Raw genomic sequence first — 18,378 nt, 5'->3', positions numbered from 1 at the left:
GCTCATCGATAAAAAAGAAAACGCCATCATAAATAAAGCGGCCGAAGTGGTGAAATGCTATTCCGGCATTGGCGGGTACGTTTAGGCACTATGTGAATGGTGAGTGGTGAGTGATTTCGTATGAGACGCCTAGTCTTGCGTCGGCGGCCAATAAGAGATGCCCTGCGCTATTTGCTGAGACAGGCAATGCCAGAATGTTTCTGCACGCTGGTGAAGCTGCGCTTGATTGCGATACAGGCGAATTTGATAGGGAATGTGCCAGCGGCTGCGGTTGACGGCAACCAGCTTACCCTCTGCCAGTTCGTTTTCAATCTGGCAGTCGGGTAACCAAGCCAATCCCTTAGCGCGCAAGGCCATTTGCCGATGCAAGTCACACAGCGAAGATTCAAACACCGGCTGACAGGCAAAAGGCTGCTGCGGCATGAGCCGCTCCACCATCCTCGCGCTGTAAGAGTCCGGCGAATAACGTAAATAGGGTACTGGCTGCTGGTGGTTTTCGTCAGGAATAAATAATGGCTGGCCTTGCTCATCTGCGGCGCTGACCAGCAGAAGATTGCCTTTCCCTAAGAGTAAATTGGTGAAAGGCGGCTGAAGCAAGGCGTGGGTGTCAAAGGCTAAAAGAAAATCGCTGGCGCCTTCAATTAACGATTCAACGGCAAAATCTACGCGCAGAATATCAACGGAAAATGGCGTTGTGGGATCAATGCGTTCAATTAAATCGAGCAAAAAAGGGGATGAAAGAGAATGAGGAGCACTAAAACGAACGGGATTAATCATCTCGGACGGTAAGCCATTTATCTTCTGAATACCTTCTTTAAGCTGATTTACCATGCTGTGGGCAATTAAACGAAACTGATATCCAGCAGGCGTGAGCGTTACCGGCGATGAACTTCTGTCGACTAATTTCTGACCGATACTTTCTTCCAATGCGCGTATATGACGGCCAAAAGCGGGCTGAGTGATGTTGCGTAACTGCGCGGCTCGCGAGAAATTACGCAATTCAGCCAGTGCTAAAAAGTCTTCTAACCAGCCGGTATCCATGGGTAAGTATCCTATTGTTCGCGTAGCAATTTATTTCGTTTTGGCAGTATCCCAGTAGCGCGATTTTATCAGCAAAAATAGCCGATATAAAAATGAATAAAATGGCTTTATTTCTGCCTAACTATATTAGTCACTGAAATTATTACTATTACTTCTGACAATAACCTCACTATTAAAGATGATTATCTCTGTTGTATTTGTCGCGGCAAGCTGGCATTTATGAATAACAAGGTCGTGATTACCCACTCAGCTATTCACTAAAACATAAATCAATTGCATTCATATGCGAAATTTATGTGGATCCCCTCACTCTAAATTCAGAGTAGAGAGAAAAATCCGAGAAGAGCCCGAGAGAAGTAGAGTACGCCAATAACGATTTATCCAAACTTAATAGTGCTGTAATGAATGGCCTAACAGCAGGATAAAAACGTAACAACAGCAGCCAAAGTTTGGTTTTGATTCATTTTTGTGAGCACGGGAGATAATGATATGAACAGTGAAGTTCAGGTCGTGAATAATTTATGGCGTTGGTTGAGCGGCCAGCGTGATCCTATCGGTTATCAGCCAGGAAGAGTATTGCATCTGGTTGAAAAAAACCTACAGCCATTTGAATGCAAACGCCTGTCCGATCGCGTGCTCCACGTTGTGTGTCCGCAAGGATTGGAAGTGGAAGTTGAAGAGCGCGTTGTGACCAGCTTCAGAAGCTATAGCATAACCTGCCATTTCCATCTGCGTGGCGAGACGGGCTTGCAGCAACCGATCCACATTCAGGCCAAAAACACCGATATTCTTGGCCGTGGAGATACCCGTTTTAGTGCTAAAACCAGCAATGACGATAGCCGTCGTTTGATGGCCGTGTTGGACTGCTACCCTGAAATTACTGATGCGTTAGATTGCCTTAATTTCCGCCGTTTGAATCTGCGTTCTGAAGCAGGGCTGTGGCAGCTTGAAATTGAGCTATTTGCCGCAACCGAATTGGTAGGCCCGCGTCCGGTATGTAGCGGCTATCAACGCTTACCTTACGCGCAGCGTCATCTGATGTTGGACGTGATGCAGATGTTCCAAAAACTGATGGATCGCGTGACGGTGCAAGGTGTGGCGGCTTAATTCCTCTTTATCTAAATCTAAGCCTTATCTACGACCCCAACATTGAATGAGTTTGATGTTGGGGTTGTTGTTTATAGAGACTCAGTACGCGCTTGGTGGATATTCACCAAGCACGGTCAATGCAGGGATCAGATGCGCTGCGGCGCTAAGAAATGCACCGACCTGTTTAAGGCTTTCATTCGTGAATGTGCTATCGCTGATAAAAGCCTCGCTGATGAACATCAATCCATGACACAACCCTTCAATGGTTTCCTCTGCGACTGCAGATAAATCAATGTGTTGAATATCACTCAATTGCTGGCTATCAAGTTCGGAGACAAGTTCACGGAAGATGGTGATAGAGCTGGCTGGGGTGGAGGTGTAGTCGGTCATTGTGTTTTCTCATGATAAAAATGGGTAATTCAGCGGTTTTAAACCTCTGGTTGTTATCATGGTATTTTCGGAACGCCAATTCCGGTTGCAATTTTCGTCTGTAAAATTGCAGCGATGAGGACTATATCGTTGAGTTTGACGGGAGAAAAGCGGCCAAGCATATTTACATCTAAGTTGTAGCGGGTATTGGAATCGTCCTCGCAAAAATTTAGCTATTAGTGAGTTATCTAATATCATTGTTAGCCATTAACTTATTCTTTAGATTGTTTTAATTGATAGATAAAAAATCATTAAGACATCTTTGAGGCTGCGATGAGATATTGGTGGGTTAACCATAAGCAAACAGTTAAGCATGAGGTCAATGGCGGTTTTCTGTGGTCTCCGAAGACTAAAAAGGGAAATATTAAAAATCGCTATTATGACAATCTCTGTATTGCGGCACCGGGCGATAAGGTGCTTTCTTATGCGAATAAAAAAGTTGCCTATGTTGGCGTAGTGACTGATTTTGCCATCAGTGCGTCAAAGCCAGAATTCGGGGCTGCGGGTAAGCTGTGGGGTAATGACGGTTGGTTACTCCCCGTCGATTGGCAGAAATTCTCCAACCCTGTAAGCCCGTTCGATATTCTTGATGACCTTCGTCCGCATTTATCAAAAGCAAATATCCATTCCCCCATACGACCCGATAATGCTCATGGATATCAGCATATTTATCTAACGGAAGTCGGTGAGGATGTTTTTAACATTGTTGTGAACGCAGGCAAAACCATAGAGCATTTGGTGGTTAAAGATATCGATACAGAGCCGACGGATCTGAGAAAGAAACTTGATGATGAAGTTGAAAAACAAGTTATTGCTGATGTTGATTTAAACGACACCATTAAAGAGCAACTGATCAAAGCAAGACGAGGCCAAGGTGATTTTCGTCGTAATCTACAGGAAGTAGAGCCATCGTGCCGCATCACCCAAATTGATACCCCTAGTCTCCTCATTGCAAGTCATATAAAACCGTGGCGCTGCTGTGAAAGTGGCAATGAAAGACTCGATGGAAATAATGGTTTATTGCTTGCCCCTCATATTGACTGGTTATTTGATAAAGGTTTGATCAGTTTTGCTGATTCTGGTGAGGTCTTAGTATCTCCAAATCTGTCTGAGGATGAGCTGAACAAGCTAGGATTAAAAAATATCAGCGAGCAAAATGTGGGTTCCTTCAACGACGAGCAAAGCGTTTATCTTGAGTTTCATAGAGATAATGTTTTCCTAAATAAGTAATGTAACAATGCATACGTGGCTTGGTCGGTCGCGTGTGCATTATTTTAATTATGATTAAGTTGCAAAAATGTAAATAAATAGTAATCTCACATCAAAATACCCCTCCCCAAACTCTCTAAACCTCATCCACATGAGTGCTTTTGCATCAGTCTGCGGATTGTGTATATTACGCCGCCTGTTGGCCGTGCTTGGCTAACGCAACAATATGAATCTTGTCGATGGAGAGTGAGTGGTGAACAGCGCAGTTCCGTTACTGAGTCGTGCGTGGCATTGGTTGATGACGTCGCGTGAACCTGTGGGCTATCGACCTGGGCAGATGTTAAATCTGGTGGCGCGTGATTTTCGCCCTTATGCCTGTGAGCGCACCTCACCGTGTAGTTTAACGGTCGCTTTGCCGCAGGGATTAACGATCGAAATACGGGAAAAAGCGACGGCGCTATTTCGCTCATTTGTGGTGTGTAGCCATTTTCATCTTCAGGGAACGACTGGATTGCAGCAGCCCGTCAGGCTAAAGGCGCGTAATGGCAATATTTTAGGGCGCGGTGGCGTGCAGTTTCGTTGCAAAGATAAAAATGACGATAGCCAACGTTTGTTAGCGGTGTTGAATTGTTATCCGCATATTTTTGCTGCTCTGGAAAACTTGCATTTTCGCCATCTGAATCTGCGTGCGGAACAAGGCCAGTGGTGGCTCGAAATCGAGCACTACGCGGCGTCAGAGGTGATTAGTCAGGTTCCAGTGGAGCGTCGTTATCAAAAGCTGCATCACGATCAGCGCCAGCAGTTATTGAACGTTATGCAGATGTTTGATGAATTAATGACGAGAGTAGCCAGCGAAGGCGTTGCCGCTTAGGCGGCAACGGTAGGCAAAATAGCGGTTTTATTCGTAGGTATTGAGACCCAGCTCGCGCGATATCGCCGCTGCGGTCTCTTTGAGTGGCTTTAACAAATTCTGCTCACCAATCATGCCCAACTTGGCGGTTGAAAGGGAAATGGAGACCGAATAACTCACGCGGTGATGAATATCAAAGACGGGGACCGCAATACAGGATACGCCCAGCTCGTTTTCTTCTCTGTCCATCGCCATTCCCTGCTGGCGAATCTGCTCTAACTCTTGGTACATCTGATCTAGCTGAATAATAGTATTGCGCGTAAGCGGCTGGATCTCATCTTGATGGCTCTTCCAGTAAGGCTCTACATAGTCGTGATGGCCATAGGCCATGTAGATTTTCCCCATCGCTGAACAATATAGAGGCATGTGCTGGCCGATATAGGCGCGTGTTCGCAGCATGCCAGTTGTTGGTTCTAATTTATAAATCAAAATAGCGTGATCGTCTTCGCGGCTGGAGAAGTTAATGGTTTCTCCGGTGGCAATATTCAGCGCCTCTAAATGAGGGGCAGCCACATGGATGATGTTTAACGAAGACAGTGCTTTTTGCCCAACGGCAATAAACTTGGTGGTTAAACGATAGCTGCCTGCTGCCGGAGCCGGAGTGACATAGCCGCAGGATTGCAGGCCCTGTAATAAGCGGTGCACGGTGCTTTTGTTTAATTGTGCTAGCTCAGAAAGATGCGCTAACGGGCAGCCGTTAGGGTAGTTGCTCAGGATCTCAATAAGCTGAAGGCCGCGAAACAGACTTTGGCTTCCTACTGGTTTTTCTTTGCTTGGCTCGATCTCGGTTTCTTTCTCTTTTGTTTTCATTCGCCTTTAATCTTTCCAGTCAAATCACACTGCAGTGATGTTAACCCAATTTATCGCCATTTTTTGCTATTCCTTTGCATTATTTCCCTTCCAATCTTCTCCCTGCCCGAAGTGTGTTTTACGTCACGTTCTTGAATGATAAAAAACAACTGATTGATTTTAATGATTTTTAAAAAACGTCAGTGCTTTGACTTGTTAAAATTTGAGCGGTATTATTTTTTGGAATCAGGTTTCACATAGTGAAATTTAAAGATTTAAAAACCAACAGATAGATTGTTTGAATCACGAGGAGAGCGGTATGCGAGTGAGTTTTGACCAGTTAAAACAGGAGTTTGAACGTGTGCTATTGGCACATGGCGTTCAGGCTGAAACCGCCAGTGAGTGCGCGACCATGTTTGCCCAAACCACGGAGTCCGGCGTGTATTCTCACGGGGTGAACCGTTTTCCTCGTTTTATCCAACAGCTTGAGGCGGGAGATATTATTCCTGATGCACAGGCAAAACGCGTTTTAGCATTGGGGGCGATTGAACAATGGGATGCGCAGCGTTCTATCGGCAATCTCACGGCCAAAAAAATGATGGATCGCGCGATGTCTTTGGCCTCAGACCACGGCATTGGCTTAATTGCGGTGCGCAACGCCAACCACTGGATGCGTGGCGGAAGTTACGGATGGCAGGCCGCTGAGAAGGGCTATATTGGAATTTGCTGGACGAATTCGATTGCCGTTATGCCGCCGTGGGGAGCGAAAGAGTGCCGCATTGGTACGAACCCGTTGATCGTGGCAATTCCGGGAAACCCTATCACCATGGTAGATATGTCGATGTCGATGTTCTCTTACGGCATGTTGGAGGTGAACCGCTTAGCAGGACGTGAATTGCCCGTTGACGGCGGCTTCGATGATGAGGGTAATCTCACTCGTGAACCGGGCGTGATAGAGAAAAATCGCCGCATTTTACCGATGGGATACTGGAAAGGATCTGGCTTATCCATCGTGTTAGATATGATTGCGACGCTGTTGTCGGATGGTGCATCGGTTGCTGAAGTGACAGAGGACAACTCTGACGAATATGGGATTTCACAAATTTTTATCGCCATTGAAGTCGATCGCTTAATTGAAGGTGCGACTCGCGATGCCAAGCTACAGCGCATTATGGATTATGTGAAAGGGGCGGAGCGCGCTAATCCTGAGGTGGCGATTCGCTTGCCGGGACATGAGTTTACTCAACTGCTGGCCGAAAATCGCCGCAATGGCATCACCATTGACGACAGCGTATGGGCAAAAATTCAGGCACTTTAAGGACGCAATATCATGATATTCGGCCATATTAGCAATGAAGACCCGTGTGTATTGCCAACGGCGATCCAAAGAGCACTTAATTTTTTACGTACCACGGATTTTAGCCAGCAAAAGGTTGGGGAAGTCGAAATCGATGGGCGCAATATCTATGCGCAGATTATTGATATGACAACTCGACCTAAAAAAGATAATCGCCCAGAAGTTCATCGTCGCTATATTGATATTCAATTTTTAGCCAAAGGTGAAGAAATTATCTTCGTCGCGGCGGAACGCGGAAGTAATAAAATATCTGAATCAATGTTAGCTGAGCGAGATATTATTTTTTATCACGATGTGAATGATGAATCAGAATTAACGATGACCGAGGGAAGCTATGCTATTTTCTTCCCACAAGATGTTCATCGCCCTGGATGTATAAAAAATAAAGCGACGTCAATTCGTAAAGTAGTCGTAAAAGTCGCGCTGAGTGAGATTATTTAAAACCTTAATTATTTCCACCACCAAGGGATAATTTTCAATGAATCGTAATCACGGCTTTATCGTCGGGGCATACCCCTGCGCACCTTCATTTCATCAACTCGACCGCGATCAAGAGACGGCGTTCTGGCGTGGCCTTGCGGACGTTGAGGGAATTAGTGGAATTGAACAGCCTTGTTTGGAAAACCTTCATCCATACGGCGATGACTATTTATTTCAGCAGATCCCTGCGGATTGGCAGATTGTTGTTACCGCGGTCATGGAAACGATGCGCCGTCGTGCAGGGAATGGAGGCTTTGGCTTAGCTTCGGCAGACAAAGAGCAGCGCTTGGCCTGCGTTGAATACTATCGCCATATTTTGAATAAAATTAACCGTGCCAACGATCGCTTTGGTATGAAGAAAATCCTCGCCTTGGAGATTCAATCTGCGCCATTGGCAGGTTCTGATGATGTTGCGCTGGCGGCAGAATTTTTTGCTGAGTCAATGCAGCAGATTGCGCGCTGGGACTGGCCGTGCGAACTGGTAATTGAACACTGCGACGCAATGAATAAACCTGATTCACGCAAAGGCTTTTTGCCTTTAGAGCAGGAAATTGCGGCGATACAAGCGCTGGAACAAGACGTTGGGATAGCCATTAACTGGGCTCGTTCAGCGATTGAAGGACGCAACACGACATTGCCCTTACAGCATCTGCAACAAAGCCAGCAGGCCGGAGTGCTTAAGGCATTGATGTTTTCTGGTACAGCGGCGGGTGGCGCGTACGGTGATTGGCAAGATTTACACGCGCCTTTTGCGCCGTTCGCAAGCGCACGGGTTAACTGTGCTGAAAGTTTAATGACCGTAGAACTGGCGTCTGAAATGTTTAAGCTAGCGCCATTGGAATCATTAAGTTTTGCTGGAATTAAATTATTAGAAATTGATCCTAAAGCTAGCGTTGCACATCGTATTGATATATTGCGCGATGGAATTAATGCTTTAAATATCGCGACACGAGATTAGTAGTAATACTTTAAATTATTTAATGGATTAAATGCATTAAGTCTTCACCAAATAAACCCATATCAATGGGGAAATCTGTGCATCCTAATGTACGGGCCGTATCAATAATGATTAAGGCGTGAAGTTATGAACTCTAACTCTGATACTCTACATAAAAATAATATACCGAATGATATTCCACGCCAGCGGTGGCTAAGAATAATTCCTCCGATCTTAATTGCCTGCATTATTTCCTATATGGATAGGGTGAATATCGCCTTCGCGATGCCAGGAGGCATGGATGCGGATCTCGGTATTACGGCATCCATGGCAGGCTTAGCCGGCGGCATCTTCTTTATTGGTTATTTATTCCTGCAAGTTCCCGGTGGAAAAATTGCCGTGCATGGCAGTGGGAAAAAATTCATTGGCTGGTCACTGGTTGCGTGGGTAGTGATTTCCATTTTAACCGGCTTGGTGACGAATCATTATCAACTCCTGTTTCTGCGCTTTGCTCTTGGGGTGGCGGAAGGAGGAATGCTGCCCGTTGTGCTCACCATGATCAGCAACTGGTTTCCCGACGCTGAACGCGGACGCGCCAATGCGATTGTGATTATGTTTGTGCCGATTGCCGGCATTATCACGGCACCGCTTTCGGGCTGGATTATTACTGCGCTTGACTGGCGCTGGCTGTTCATCATTGAAGGTTTGATGTCGGTGGCGGTGCTGGTTCTGTGGGTTATGGCGGTGTGTGACCGACCACAAGAGGCGCGCTGGATCTCGGAAAAAGAGAAAAACTGGCTGATCGCAACCTTAGCCGAAGAGCAGCGTGCGATTGCCGGAAAAGAGGTGAAAAACGCCTCTCTGAGTGCGGTGCTGTCCGATAAAACTATGTGGCAGTTGATCGCGCTGAACTTCTTTTATCAAACCGGTATTTACGGCTACACCCTATGGCTGCCGACCATCCTCAAAGAGCTGACGCATACCTCGATGGGTCAGGTGGGCATGTTGGCCATTCTCCCTTATGTCGGTGCGATGGCCGGCATGTTCCTCTTTTCTTCACTCTCTGACCGCACCGGCAAACGCAAGCTGTTCGTGTTCTTACCGCTGCTGGGTTTCGCCGCGTGCATGTTCCTGTCTGTGACGTTGAAAAACCATGTGTGGTGGTCGTACGCGATGCTAGTGGGCTGTGGCGTATTTCTACAGTCGGCCGCGGGCGTATTTTGGACCATTCCCGCCAAGCTATTCAGTGCCGAAATGGCGGGAGGCGCGCGTGGGGTGATTAACGCGCTCGGTAATCTTGGCGGATTTTGTGGTCCGTATGCCGTTGGGTTGCTGATTACTTATTACAACAAAGATGCCGGTGTTTATTGCCTTGCGCTGTCGCTGGCGATAGCTGCGCTGCTGGCGCTGTTGCTGCCAGCCAAATGTGATGTGCCAACGCAGTCTGGTGCGCAACTGCCAGAAGGCAAACGCACGGCGGCGTAAATAGACCCCACCCTAACCCTCCCCTTCGCAGGGGAGGGAACCGTTCGGCGTAGTTTGTGAGGATCTCGATAGGCTCCTCCCCCTGACAAGGGGGAGGCTGGGAGGGGGACTGGTGGGGCAATCAATGCAAATAACAGGAATGACTATGAGTACGACATCCACGGAATATTGGCTGGGTATCGACTGCGGCGGCACCTATCTCAAGGCTGGGCTATACGATAGGCAGGGCGCGGAATTGTGTATTAGCCGCCAAGCGTTGCCGGTAATCAGCGAGCATCCGGGCTGGGCCGAACGCGACATGTCTCTGCTCTGGAAAGCCTGCATAGAAACAATCTCCACGCTGTTGCGTCAAAGCGGTGTAAATGGTCAGCAGGTGCAGGCTATCGGGATATCGGCTCAGGGCAAGGGACTGTTTCTTTTGGATAAGGAAAACAGGCCGTTGGGCAATGCCATGTTGTCATCGGATCGGCGAGCGATTGACGTAGTGTCGCAGTGGCAGCGTGATGGGCTGCCTGAAATGCTCTATCCGCTCACACGACAAACTCTGTGGACTGGCCATCCGGTGTCTTTATTGCGCTGGGTTAAACAGCATCAGCCAGAACGTTATCAAAAAATTGGCTCCGTGATGATGGCGCATGACTATCTGCGTTTCTGCCTGACGGGAGAACGCGGTTGCGAAGAGACGAACATTTCTGAATCCAATCTCTACAACATGATGCAGGGCGAATATGACCCCCAGCTCACGCAGTGGCTTGGGATTTCCGAGGTTTCTGGTGCTCTGCCACCGATTGTGGGCTCCACTGAAATTTGCGGAAAAGTAACGCATGAGGTGGCTGAAGTTACTGGGCTATGCGCGGGAACGCCCGTAGTAGGAGGATTGTTTGATGTGGTCTCCACCGCGATCTGTGCGGGCCTTCAGGATGAATTCACGCTTAATGCCGTGATGGGAACCTGGGCGGTAACCAGCGGCGTAGCCAAAAATATTTCCCCGAACGAACCCTATCCCTATGTCTATGGGCGTTATGCCAATACGCCGAGTGATGATGAGAATAATTACATCGTGCATGAGGCCAGCCCGACCTCTTCCGCCAATTTGGAATGGCTGACCCAACAGTGCGGCGGCATCAGTTTTGATGTGATTAACCAGTCGGTAGGCGCCTTGCCGAAGGCCGGCAGCGACGTGATGTTTTTGCCGTTTCTGTATGGCAGCAATGCCGGTTTGGATATGACCGCCGGTTTTTATGGCCTGCAATCGTTGCATCGGCGCGAGCATCTTTTACAGGCGGTTTACGAAGGCGTGGTGTTTAGCCACATGACTCATCTTAACCGTATGCGTGAACGTTTTACGCAGGTACGCAAACTGCGCGTTACCGGCGGGCCTGGGCGCTCAAAAGTCTGGATGCAAATGCTGGCTGATGTCAGCGGCTTGCCCGTTGAATTACCACAGGTTGAAGAAACGGGCTGTTTGGGCGCGGCCTTGGTGGCGCTGGTAGGCAGCGGTGTGTACTCCAGCGTCAAACAGGCGCAGTGCCAGCTTAACCACGCCATTCAACGCATTGAACCCGATAGCGCGGCGTGGTCTGCCTATCAGCATAAATTTACCCGTTACCAATATTTGATTGAAGCATTGCATGGCTATCACGTGCGCTGCTCATCGTTGTCCAAGTCTTGAGGAGCTATTCATTATGAACCGACCTTTGCTCCAGCTCGCGCTGGATCACACGAGCCTGAATCAGGCTTTGCAAAGCGTGAGTGCGCTGCGAAACCACGTGGATATCATCGAAGCCGGTACGATTTTATGTATCAGTGAAGGATTGCAGGCCGTGCGGGCGCTGCGTCAGATGTGCCCTGATAGCATTATTGTTGCCGACCTTAAGGTGGCAGATGCCGGAGAAACGTTGGCAACCGAGGCCTTCGATGCCGGTGCGAACTGGATGACGGTGATCTGTGCAGCGCCGTTGGCGACGGTGATAAAAGCGCATCAGGTAGCTCAGTCTCGCGGTGGTGAAATTCAAATTGAGCTATTTGGTAACTGGACGCTCGACGATGCGAAAGCCTGGCGAGCAGCCGGAGTGCGTCAGGCGATTTATCATCGTGGGCGCGATGCTCAGGCTAGCGGGCAATCTTGGAGCCAGCAGGATCTGGATCGAATGAAGCAGCTTTCCGACCTGGGGTTGGAGCTGTCGATCACCGGAGGGATCACGCCACAGGATCTCGCGCTGTTTAAAGATATCTCCGTCAGAGCGTTTATCGCTGGCCGTGCATTGTCTGAAGCAGAACATTCGCAAGAGGTTGCACAGGCCTTTCATCAGCAGATCGATGAAATTTGGGGGGCATCACGATGAATATCATCAAACGACGTCATCCACTTGGCATTTATGAAAAAGCCCTGCCAAAAACCTTAAGCTGGCCAGAGCGCTTAGCGTTGGCGAAGAGCTGTGGGTTCGACTTTGTTGAAATGTCGGTGGATGAAACGGACGAAAGGCTCAGCCGTTTAGACTGGAGCGTTGCTCAGCGAACCTCGCTGGTGGGGGCAATGCTGGAAAGTGGGGTCTCTATTCCTTCTATGTGCCTATCGGCGCATCGGCGTTTTCCGTTTGGTAGTCATGATGAAAATGTGCGCCAGCAGGCGCGCAACATTATGACGAAAGCGATTCATCTGGCGCGCGACTTAGGCATCAGAACTATTCAGCTTGCGGGCTACGACGTGTATTACGAAGAGCAAGATGAGGGAACTCAGCGGCGTTTTACCGAGGGTCTGGCGTGGGCGGTGGAGCAGGCCGCGGGTGCGCAGGTGATGCTGGCCGTTGAGATTATGGATACCGAATTCATGAACTCCATTACCAAGTGGAAAAAATGGGATCGTTTGCTTTCATCGCCGTGGTTTAGCGTTTATCCCGACGTGGGAAATCTGAGCGCGTGGGGCAATGATGTGACCGCCGAACTGGAGCTTGGTATCGATAGCATTGCGGCGATTCATTTGAAAGATACCTATCCGGTGACGGCAACCAGCCAAGGGCAGTTTCGCGATGTGCCATTCGGTGATGGCTGCGTCGATTTCGTCGGCGTGTTCCAAACGCTAAAACGGCTGAACTATCGTGGTTCATTCTTGATCGAAATGTGGACGGAAAAATCACCGGAGCCGGTGTTGGAAATCATTAAAGCGCGGCAGTGGATCGAAGCAAAGATGCTGGAAGGAGGTTTGTTATGTTAGAGCAATTAAAACAGCAGGTTTTAGATGCCAATCTGGCTCTGCCTAAGCATCACTTAGTCACGTTTACCTGGGGAAATGTGAGTGCGATCGATCGTGAATCTGGGCGGGTAGTGATTAAGCCCTCTGGCGTCGAATATGACGGAATGCAGGCAGAAGATATGGTGGTGGTAGATTTAGCCAGCGGCCATGTGGTGGAGGGAAATAAAAAGCCATCGTCGGATACGGCCACCCATCTCGCGCTGTATCGCGCTTTTCCGCACATTGGTGGCATTGTTCATACCCATTCGCGCCATGCCACCATTTGGTCACAGGCTGGACTCGATTTGCCTGCTTGGGGCACCACGCACGCAGACTATTTTTATGGCACCATTCCGTGTACGCGCCTGATGAATAAAGATGAAATTGAAGGCGACTATGAGCATGAAACCGGCGAAGTGATTATTGAAACCTTCACCCAGCGTGATATTGACCCTATGCAGGTTCCCGCCGTGTTAGTGCATTCGCATGGGCCCTTTGCGTGGGGCAGTGATGCCGCAGATGCGGTGCATAATGCCGTGGTGCTAGAAGAGTGCGCTTACATGGGCATTTTCTCCCGCCAACTGATGCCAGAAATTGACTCGATGCAGCGTGCTTTATTGGATAAACACTACCTGCGTAAACACGGTGCAACGGCCTATTATGGGCAGGGAAAATAGCGGATTTAGCCCCCGTCACACTTTCAAACCCCCTGAACTATTTTGGGTCTAGACCGCCATTCTTTGGCGGTTTTTTTAATTTTTATTCCTGACAAATTTTCTTATTAACATTCCCTTCTGGTTTTAACGCTATGGTTCACCAAGCAAAACATAAATTCATAAAACATATAATTAACTCGTAAGTATAACTTCAAGATTGATTCAGTGGAGACTGGGCGAATAGCTGTGTAGTTTTCACCCTGCAATGGATGTGATTCAGCGTGAAGCCCTTGATGTTGAGGCCAGTCGCTATGCCTCTTAAGGACGCTCTTTTCCCTCTACGATGATCTCAAAATGTTATTTCGAAAACTTATCTCAGCTGTTGTATTTTGCTCCGGCGCGTTTGTGGTTCAGCCTTCATCGGCGTTTGAATTACCCACATATTTTAAATCCGATAAGATGAATGAAAACCTGCATGCAAAACACCGCTCAGCGCTCTCTTCTTACCGAGCTTCCTATCAGGGAGCACTCAACAGCAAAAGCCTTAACGATCCTCAACAGGCCAATATCAAACAGGTGATTTTGCAGGATTATCGGCGCTGGCAGGGGGTGAAATATCTTTGGGGCGGCGATTCTAAGTATGGCATCGATTGCTCTGCATTTACGCGCCGTGTGCTCGGCGAACTCTCGGTTAACCTGCCGCGAACGACCTCAGAGCAAATTCATTCAGGCAACCACATTGCTAAGCAGCAGCTTAAAATCGGTGATTTGGTTTTCTTTAAAACCTCGCCGGAGACGCGACATGTTGGGGTGTATGTGGGTAATGGTCAGTTCATCCATGCATCAAAGAGTATGGGGGTAACGACTTCCCGCCTTGATGACCAATATTGGGAAAACAGTTACGAAACTTCGGTGCGCGTGATTTAAGCATGCGTATTCTTCGATTTTTTCGATCGCCTTCACACTCTAAGTTAATAATGAAACCGGTTACTGAAACCGGTTGCAGTAAATGAAAATGGCATCTTATACTCTGTATATCACGCATAATTTGCAGAATGAACGGAGCGATAAAATATGAGCCAGTTTCCAAAAGATTTTCTCTGGGGAGCCGCAACGGCAGCGTATCAGGTGGAAGGTGCACATGACGCTGATGGTAAAGGGTTATCTGTTTGGGACGTGTTCTCTCATTTGCCGGGCACCACGCACGAAGGAACAAACGGCGACGTCGCAGCCGATCACTATCATCGTTTTAAAGAAGATGTGGCGTTGATGGCCGAATTGGGGATGACCTCATATCGTTTTTCTATTTCGTGGCCACGCGTGTTGCCGAACGGCACCGGTGAAGTGAACGAAGCCGGAATCAAATTTTATAGCGATTTGATCGATGAGCTTTTGCGCCACAATATTCGCCCAATGATCACGCTGTATCACTGGGATCTCCCTCAGGCTTTGCAGGATAAATTTGGCGGTTGGGCAGGGCGTGAAATCGTTGATGCCTTTGATGAATATGCCCGTCTTTGCTATCAACGCTTCGGCGATCGCGTTGACCTGTGGTCAACGTTTAACGAAACCATCGTTTTTATTGGTATGGGGTATTTCACCGGCCAGCATCCACCGAAGCTGAAAGATCCTAAGTTGGGCATTCAGGCCTGCCATCATGTTTTCTTGTCCAATGCCCGTGCGGTGAAAAGTTTTCGTGAAATGGGGATCAAGGGCCAAATTGGTTTTGTTAACGTACTGCAACCTAACGATCCGATCAGCCAAGAACCAGAAGATCTGCGCGCGTGGGAGATTGCCGAAGGGATTTACACCCACTGGCTGTATGATCCTGTGCTAAAAGGCGAATATCCGCGCGACATGCTCGAAATGGCACAGGCCGCATTTGGCGTACCTGAGTTCCACCCTGGTGATGCCGAATTACTGAAAGAAAACATCGTAGATTTCATCGGCCTGAATTACTACAAACGTGAAATGGTGGCACGTAACGATGACGTACAAGGTTTCGATCTTAACACCTCGGGTCAGAAAGGCAGCGGCGGTGGAATGGGCTTCAAAGGCTTATTCAAGATCGTAAAAAATCCAAACGGCGTGTACACCGATTGGGATTGGGAAATCTACCCAGAAGGCCTGACCGACGCGATTGGCCGCATTCGTCATCGCTACGGTGAAGTGCCTATTTATATTACTGAAAACGGTTTAGGCGCGAAGGATCCGATTGTTGACGGTGCGGTTTTAGATCAGCCACGCATTGACTATCTAAGTGAGCATATTCGCGCTGTTGGTCGTGCTATTGAGCAGGGCGCCGATGTGCGTGGATTCTATCCTTGGTCATTTATTGATTTGCTGTCTTGGCTCAATGGCTACCAAAAACAGTACGGCTTTGTGTATATCGACCGTGAAAATAACTTGGCGCGCAAGAAGAAGCTGAGTTTTGAATGGTACCAAAAAGTGATCCGCTCAAACGGTGATGAGCTCTAGTGCTGGACTGATTATTCCTCCCTTTTTATCTCCCCTTTTAGGGGAGATATTTCTTAATTCTGACTAAAAAAATGGCATTTCCTGCGGTGTTCATGAATCTGTACTACCTTTAATCCTGTAGTTGTTCTATCCAATGACAAACAACAAGGAGTGATTTATGAAAGCAATTAAAGCTATTACCGCAGCGATTCTGGTGAGTTCAGTATCTTTTGGCGCTTTGGCAGCAGAGGAAATCACTAAAGAAGAAGCCGCAAAATATACGAAAATTGGTACCGTAAGCACCACGGCAGAAACCACATCGCCAATGGATGCCAAAGAAGTTTTGTCTAAGCTGGCAGATGAGAAAGGCGGTAAATATTACGTGATTATCGCTGGCCGTGAACACGGTAAAATTAGCGCTATTGCGGAAGTATATAAATAGCCCAAGACTGTACGACGCGGATTATCAAGCGGGGATTTTCCCCGCATTTCTTCTCTCATCATGTTGGCTATTTTTACTTCTGCTCGACCTACCGCTTCTCTGTTATTATGTGCGCCTATGAGTACAAGTCCGCTGGCGCTACGAGTCTATAATCGCGTTCAACAGCAAACTTGCTCCCCCTTATTTTTTGTCTGATTAGAGTAACCGTTGTGACCCAATCTTTTGCTTCCCTGACGCTGCCAGCGGCGCAGCTAGAAAACCTCGCTGAACTTGGCTATGCCTCAATGACCCCTGTGCAGGCTGCTGCATTGCCTGCCATTTTAGAAGGGCGTGACGTTCGGGCGCAGGCCAAAACCGGCAGCGGTAAAACAGCCGCTTTTGGTATCGGTCTGCTACAGCAGATTGACGTTACCCAGTTTACGACTCAGGCGCTGGTGCTGTGTCCAACGCGCGAGCTGGCGGATCAGGTCAGCAAAGAACTGCGCCGTTTAGCGCGTTTCACCCAGAACATCAAAATTTTGACACTGTGTGGCGGCCAGCCAATTAGCCATCAGTTGGATTCTTTGGTACATGCGCCACATATTGTGGTGGGTACACCGGGCCGTATTCAGGAACATTTGCGCAAGAAAAGCGTTAGTTTGGATGCGATGAAAGTGCTGGTGTTGGACGAAGCTGACCGCATGTTGGACATGGGCTTTGCCGATGCGATTGACGATGTGATCAGCTACACCCCAACTTCACGCCAAACTCTTTTATTCTCTGCGACCTATCCGCAGGGTATTGAACGCATCAGCGCGCGTATTCAACGTGAGCCTATGAATATTGAGACCGGCGATGTTTCTGCGCTGCCAGATATCGAGCAACAGTTTTATGAAACCTCACGCGGTGAAAAATTAGCGTTGCTCCAAGCGCTGCTGAGCAATCTGCAACCGGCATCATGCGTGGTGTTCTGTAATACCAAACGCGATTGCCAAGACGTCTACGAGGCGTTGTCTGGGCAGAATATTAGCGTGCTGGCTCTGCACGGTGATTTAGAACAGCGTGAACGCGATCAGGTGCTGGTACGTTTCTCCAATCGCAGCTGCCGCGTGCTGGTGGCAACCGACGTCGCCGCGCGTGGGTTAGATATCAAAGAGTTGGAAATGGTTGTGAACTACGAGCTTTCTTTCGATCCTGAAGTTCACGTCCACCGTATTGGCCGTACCGCACGTGCAGGCCAGAAAGGCCTAGCCGTGAGCTTTGTGGCGCCATCAGAAATGGTGCGTGCTCATGCGCTGGAAGATTATATCGGCCTGAAACCGACTTGGTTGTCTGCGGATAAAATGATGGCATCACCGATGCAGCCGTTGGAAGCTGAAATGGTGACGTTGTGCATCGACGGTGGTCGTAAAGCCAAGATCCGCCCTGGCGATATTCTGGGCGCGTTGACCGGAGACGCAGGCCTTACCGCCGCCGATGTGGGTAAAATCGATATGTTCCCGATTCATGCCTACGTAGCTATCCGCAAAGCATCAGCTAAGAAAGCCTATAAGCAGCTTCAGGAAGGCAAGATCAAAGGGAAAAACTGCAAGGTTCGTATTTACAAGTAATCCGCCAATTCTCCTTTCTAGCCTCTCTTATCTGATGAGGGAGGCTCATACCATCCCCCTCAGATATTCAAGAATATTGTTCTTATCCAATTGTCGATCTTATTGAAATTCCACGCACGCTAATTATCCTCCTGTTTAGTATTAGGGATGAATCTTCTCGTTGACTCTATTTTAAAAAACAAATATCCATCTTCTATTTATGTTAAACAAAATGGGCTGCTTACTATATTAACGGCGGTGATTATCAAGTCTGAGATAATAGATGGAATCCTACAT

At 48.2% G+C, this 18,378-nt stretch carries 18 protein-coding genes; 15 read left to right on the top strand and 3 right to left on the bottom strand.

The genetic code is table 11. The features are described 5' to 3' along the window. Window positions 1-129: 129 nt before the first annotated feature. On the bottom strand, window positions 130-1,041 hold the full coding sequence (locus RSC70_RS12015) for a LysR family transcriptional regulator (RefSeq protein WP_332542525.1): 912 nt from the start codon (window positions 1,039-1,041) through the stop codon (window positions 130-132). A 489-nt stretch (window positions 1,042-1,530) separates the two neighbouring features. On the opposite strand from RSC70_RS12015, the gene RSC70_RS12010 reads away from it, so the two are divergent. Then, on the top strand, window positions 1,531-2,148 hold the full coding sequence (locus RSC70_RS12010) for a DUF3156 family protein (RefSeq protein WP_304187879.1): 618 nt from the start codon (window positions 1,531-1,533) through the stop codon (window positions 2,146-2,148). Window positions 2,149-2,229: 81 nt separating this feature from the next. Here the strand turns inward: RSC70_RS12010 and RSC70_RS12005 are convergent, their stop codons facing one another. After that, complete coding sequence (locus RSC70_RS12005) at window positions 2,230-2,520, bottom strand: hypothetical protein (protein WP_332542524.1); 291 nt, start codon at window positions 2,518-2,520, stop codon at window positions 2,230-2,232. A 312-nt stretch (window positions 2,521-2,832) separates the two neighbouring features. On the opposite strand from RSC70_RS12005, the gene RSC70_RS12000 reads away from it, so the two are divergent. Then, the gene (locus RSC70_RS12000) at window positions 2,833-3,789 is read left to right on the top strand and encodes an HNH endonuclease (RefSeq protein WP_332542523.1); all 957 of its coding nucleotides are present in this window, start codon (window positions 2,833-2,835) and stop codon (window positions 3,787-3,789) included. A gap of 229 nt (window positions 3,790-4,018) precedes the next feature. Further along, entirely contained in the window at window positions 4,019-4,639 is a 621-nt protein-coding gene (locus tag RSC70_RS11995) for a DUF3156 family protein (protein WP_227741661.1), read from the top strand. Between the two features lie 27 nt (window positions 4,640-4,666). Here the strand turns inward: RSC70_RS11995 and RSC70_RS11990 are convergent, their stop codons facing one another. Then, window positions 4,667-5,488, bottom strand: coding sequence for an IclR family transcriptional regulator (locus tag RSC70_RS11990; RefSeq protein WP_332542522.1), 822 nt, complete (start codon window positions 5,486-5,488; stop codon window positions 4,667-4,669). A gap of 298 nt (window positions 5,489-5,786) precedes the next feature. Here RSC70_RS11990 and yiaK point away from each other — a divergent pair, with 298 nt between their 5' ends. The 12 genes from yiaK to dbpA all read left to right on the top strand — a co-directional run bounded on the left by yiaK (window position 5,787) and on the right by dbpA (window position 18,102). Continuing rightward, on the top strand, window positions 5,787-6,785 hold the full coding sequence (gene yiaK, locus RSC70_RS11985; RefSeq protein WP_234619682.1) for a 3-dehydro-L-gulonate 2-dehydrogenase: 999 nt from the start codon (window positions 5,787-5,789) through the stop codon (window positions 6,783-6,785). 12 nt (window positions 6,786-6,797) lie between these two features. After that, on the top strand, window positions 6,798-7,265 hold the full coding sequence (locus RSC70_RS11980; RefSeq protein WP_332542520.1) for a YhcH/YjgK/YiaL family protein: 468 nt from the start codon (window positions 6,798-6,800) through the stop codon (window positions 7,263-7,265). Window positions 7,266-7,302: 37 nt separating this feature from the next. Then, window positions 7,303-8,262, top strand: coding sequence for a DUF4862 family protein (locus tag RSC70_RS11975; protein ID WP_332542519.1), 960 nt, complete (start codon window positions 7,303-7,305; stop codon window positions 8,260-8,262). Between the two features lie 126 nt (window positions 8,263-8,388). Next, window positions 8,389-9,726 carry an MFS transporter gene (locus RSC70_RS11970; protein ID WP_115104561.1) on the top strand — a complete coding sequence of 446 codons (1,338 nt, stop codon included), beginning with the start codon at window positions 8,389-8,391 and terminating at the stop codon, window positions 9,724-9,726. Window positions 9,727-9,871: 145 nt separating this feature from the next. Next, entirely contained in the window at window positions 9,872-11,398 is a 1,527-nt protein-coding gene (locus RSC70_RS11965; protein ID WP_332542518.1) for an FGGY-family carbohydrate kinase, read from the top strand. A gap of 13 nt (window positions 11,399-11,411) precedes the next feature. Next, window positions 11,412-12,071, top strand: coding sequence for a 3-keto-L-gulonate-6-phosphate decarboxylase UlaD (ulaD, locus tag RSC70_RS11960; protein WP_332542517.1), 660 nt, complete (start codon window positions 11,412-11,414; stop codon window positions 12,069-12,071). Next, window positions 12,068-12,940, top strand: coding sequence for an L-ribulose-5-phosphate 3-epimerase (locus RSC70_RS11955; protein ID WP_130998920.1), 873 nt, complete (start codon window positions 12,068-12,070; stop codon window positions 12,938-12,940). Before ulaD ends, RSC70_RS11955 begins: the two co-directional genes overlap by 4 nt. Next, a complete protein-coding gene (gene araD, locus RSC70_RS11950; RefSeq protein WP_130998913.1) occupies window positions 12,934-13,635 on the top strand; it encodes an L-ribulose-5-phosphate 4-epimerase in 702 nt (233 codons plus the stop codon). The genes RSC70_RS11955 and araD overlap by 7 nt, the downstream gene beginning before the upstream one ends. A 333-nt stretch (window positions 13,636-13,968) precedes the next feature. Then, window positions 13,969-14,541, top strand: a complete 573-nt coding sequence (locus RSC70_RS11945) for a C40 family peptidase (protein ID WP_234619676.1) — start codon at window positions 13,969-13,971, stop codon at window positions 14,539-14,541. 147 nt (window positions 14,542-14,688) lie between these two features. Continuing rightward, the gene (locus RSC70_RS11940; protein ID WP_130970226.1) at window positions 14,689-16,092 is read left to right on the top strand and encodes a GH1 family beta-glucosidase; all 1,404 of its coding nucleotides are present in this window, start codon (window positions 14,689-14,691) and stop codon (window positions 16,090-16,092) included. Between the two features lie 157 nt (window positions 16,093-16,249). Beyond that, window positions 16,250-16,513: a YdgH/BhsA/McbA-like domain containing protein gene (locus RSC70_RS11935; RefSeq protein WP_040046064.1), complete on the top strand. Its 264-nt coding sequence runs from the start codon at window positions 16,250-16,252 to the stop codon at window positions 16,511-16,513. A 209-nt stretch (window positions 16,514-16,722) separates the two neighbouring features. After that, on the top strand, window positions 16,723-18,102 hold the full coding sequence (gene dbpA / locus RSC70_RS11930; RefSeq protein WP_432707154.1) for an ATP-dependent RNA helicase DbpA: 1,380 nt from the start codon (window positions 16,723-16,725) through the stop codon (window positions 18,100-18,102). The last annotated feature ends 276 nt before the right edge of the window (window positions 18,103-18,378 follow it).

The organism is Hafnia sp. (assembly GCF_036648275.1).
Lineage (GTDB): Bacteria > Pseudomonadota > Gammaproteobacteria > Enterobacterales > Enterobacteriaceae > Hafnia > Hafnia alvei.
The sequence above is the reverse complement of the archived record's forward strand: the minus strand, read 5'-3'. Positions and strand labels throughout refer to the sequence as shown.

Coding starts and splice junctions, on each gene's coding strand:
- RSC70_RS11935 (WP_040046064.1), top strand. CDS start 16,250: ATGAAAGCAATTAAAGCTATTACCGCAGCGATTCTGGTGAGTTCAGTA.
- ulaD (WP_332542517.1), top strand. CDS start 11,412: ATGAACCGACCTTTGCTCCAGCTCGCGCTGGATCACACGAGCCTGAAT.
- RSC70_RS12005 (WP_332542524.1), bottom strand. CDS start 2,520: ATGACCGACTACACCTCCACCCCAGCCAGCTCTATCACCATCTTCCGT.
- RSC70_RS11965 (WP_332542518.1), top strand. CDS start 9,872: ATGAGTACGACATCCACGGAATATTGGCTGGGTATCGACTGCGGCGGC.
- RSC70_RS11945 (WP_234619676.1), top strand. CDS start 13,969: ATGTTATTTCGAAAACTTATCTCAGCTGTTGTATTTTGCTCCGGCGCG.
- RSC70_RS11955 (WP_130998920.1), top strand. CDS start 12,068: ATGAATATCATCAAACGACGTCATCCACTTGGCATTTATGAAAAAGCC.
- RSC70_RS11975 (WP_332542519.1), top strand. CDS start 7,303: ATGAATCGTAATCACGGCTTTATCGTCGGGGCATACCCCTGCGCACCT.
- RSC70_RS11980 (WP_332542520.1), top strand. CDS start 6,798: ATGATATTCGGCCATATTAGCAATGAAGACCCGTGTGTATTGCCAACG.
- yiaK (WP_234619682.1), top strand. CDS start 5,787: ATGCGAGTGAGTTTTGACCAGTTAAAACAGGAGTTTGAACGTGTGCTA.
- RSC70_RS12000 (WP_332542523.1), top strand. CDS start 2,833: ATGAGATATTGGTGGGTTAACCATAAGCAAACAGTTAAGCATGAGGTC.
- RSC70_RS11990 (WP_332542522.1), bottom strand. CDS start 5,488: ATGAAAACAAAAGAGAAAGAAACCGAGATCGAGCCAAGCAAAGAAAAA.
- RSC70_RS12015 (WP_332542525.1), bottom strand. CDS start 1,041: ATGGATACCGGCTGGTTAGAAGACTTTTTAGCACTGGCTGAATTGCGT.
- RSC70_RS11970 (WP_115104561.1), top strand. CDS start 8,389: ATGAACTCTAACTCTGATACTCTACATAAAAATAATATACCGAATGAT.
- RSC70_RS12010 (WP_304187879.1), top strand. CDS start 1,531: ATGAACAGTGAAGTTCAGGTCGTGAATAATTTATGGCGTTGGTTGAGC.
- RSC70_RS11940 (WP_130970226.1), top strand. CDS start 14,689: ATGAGCCAGTTTCCAAAAGATTTTCTCTGGGGAGCCGCAACGGCAGCG.
- araD (WP_130998913.1), top strand. CDS start 12,934: ATGTTAGAGCAATTAAAACAGCAGGTTTTAGATGCCAATCTGGCTCTG.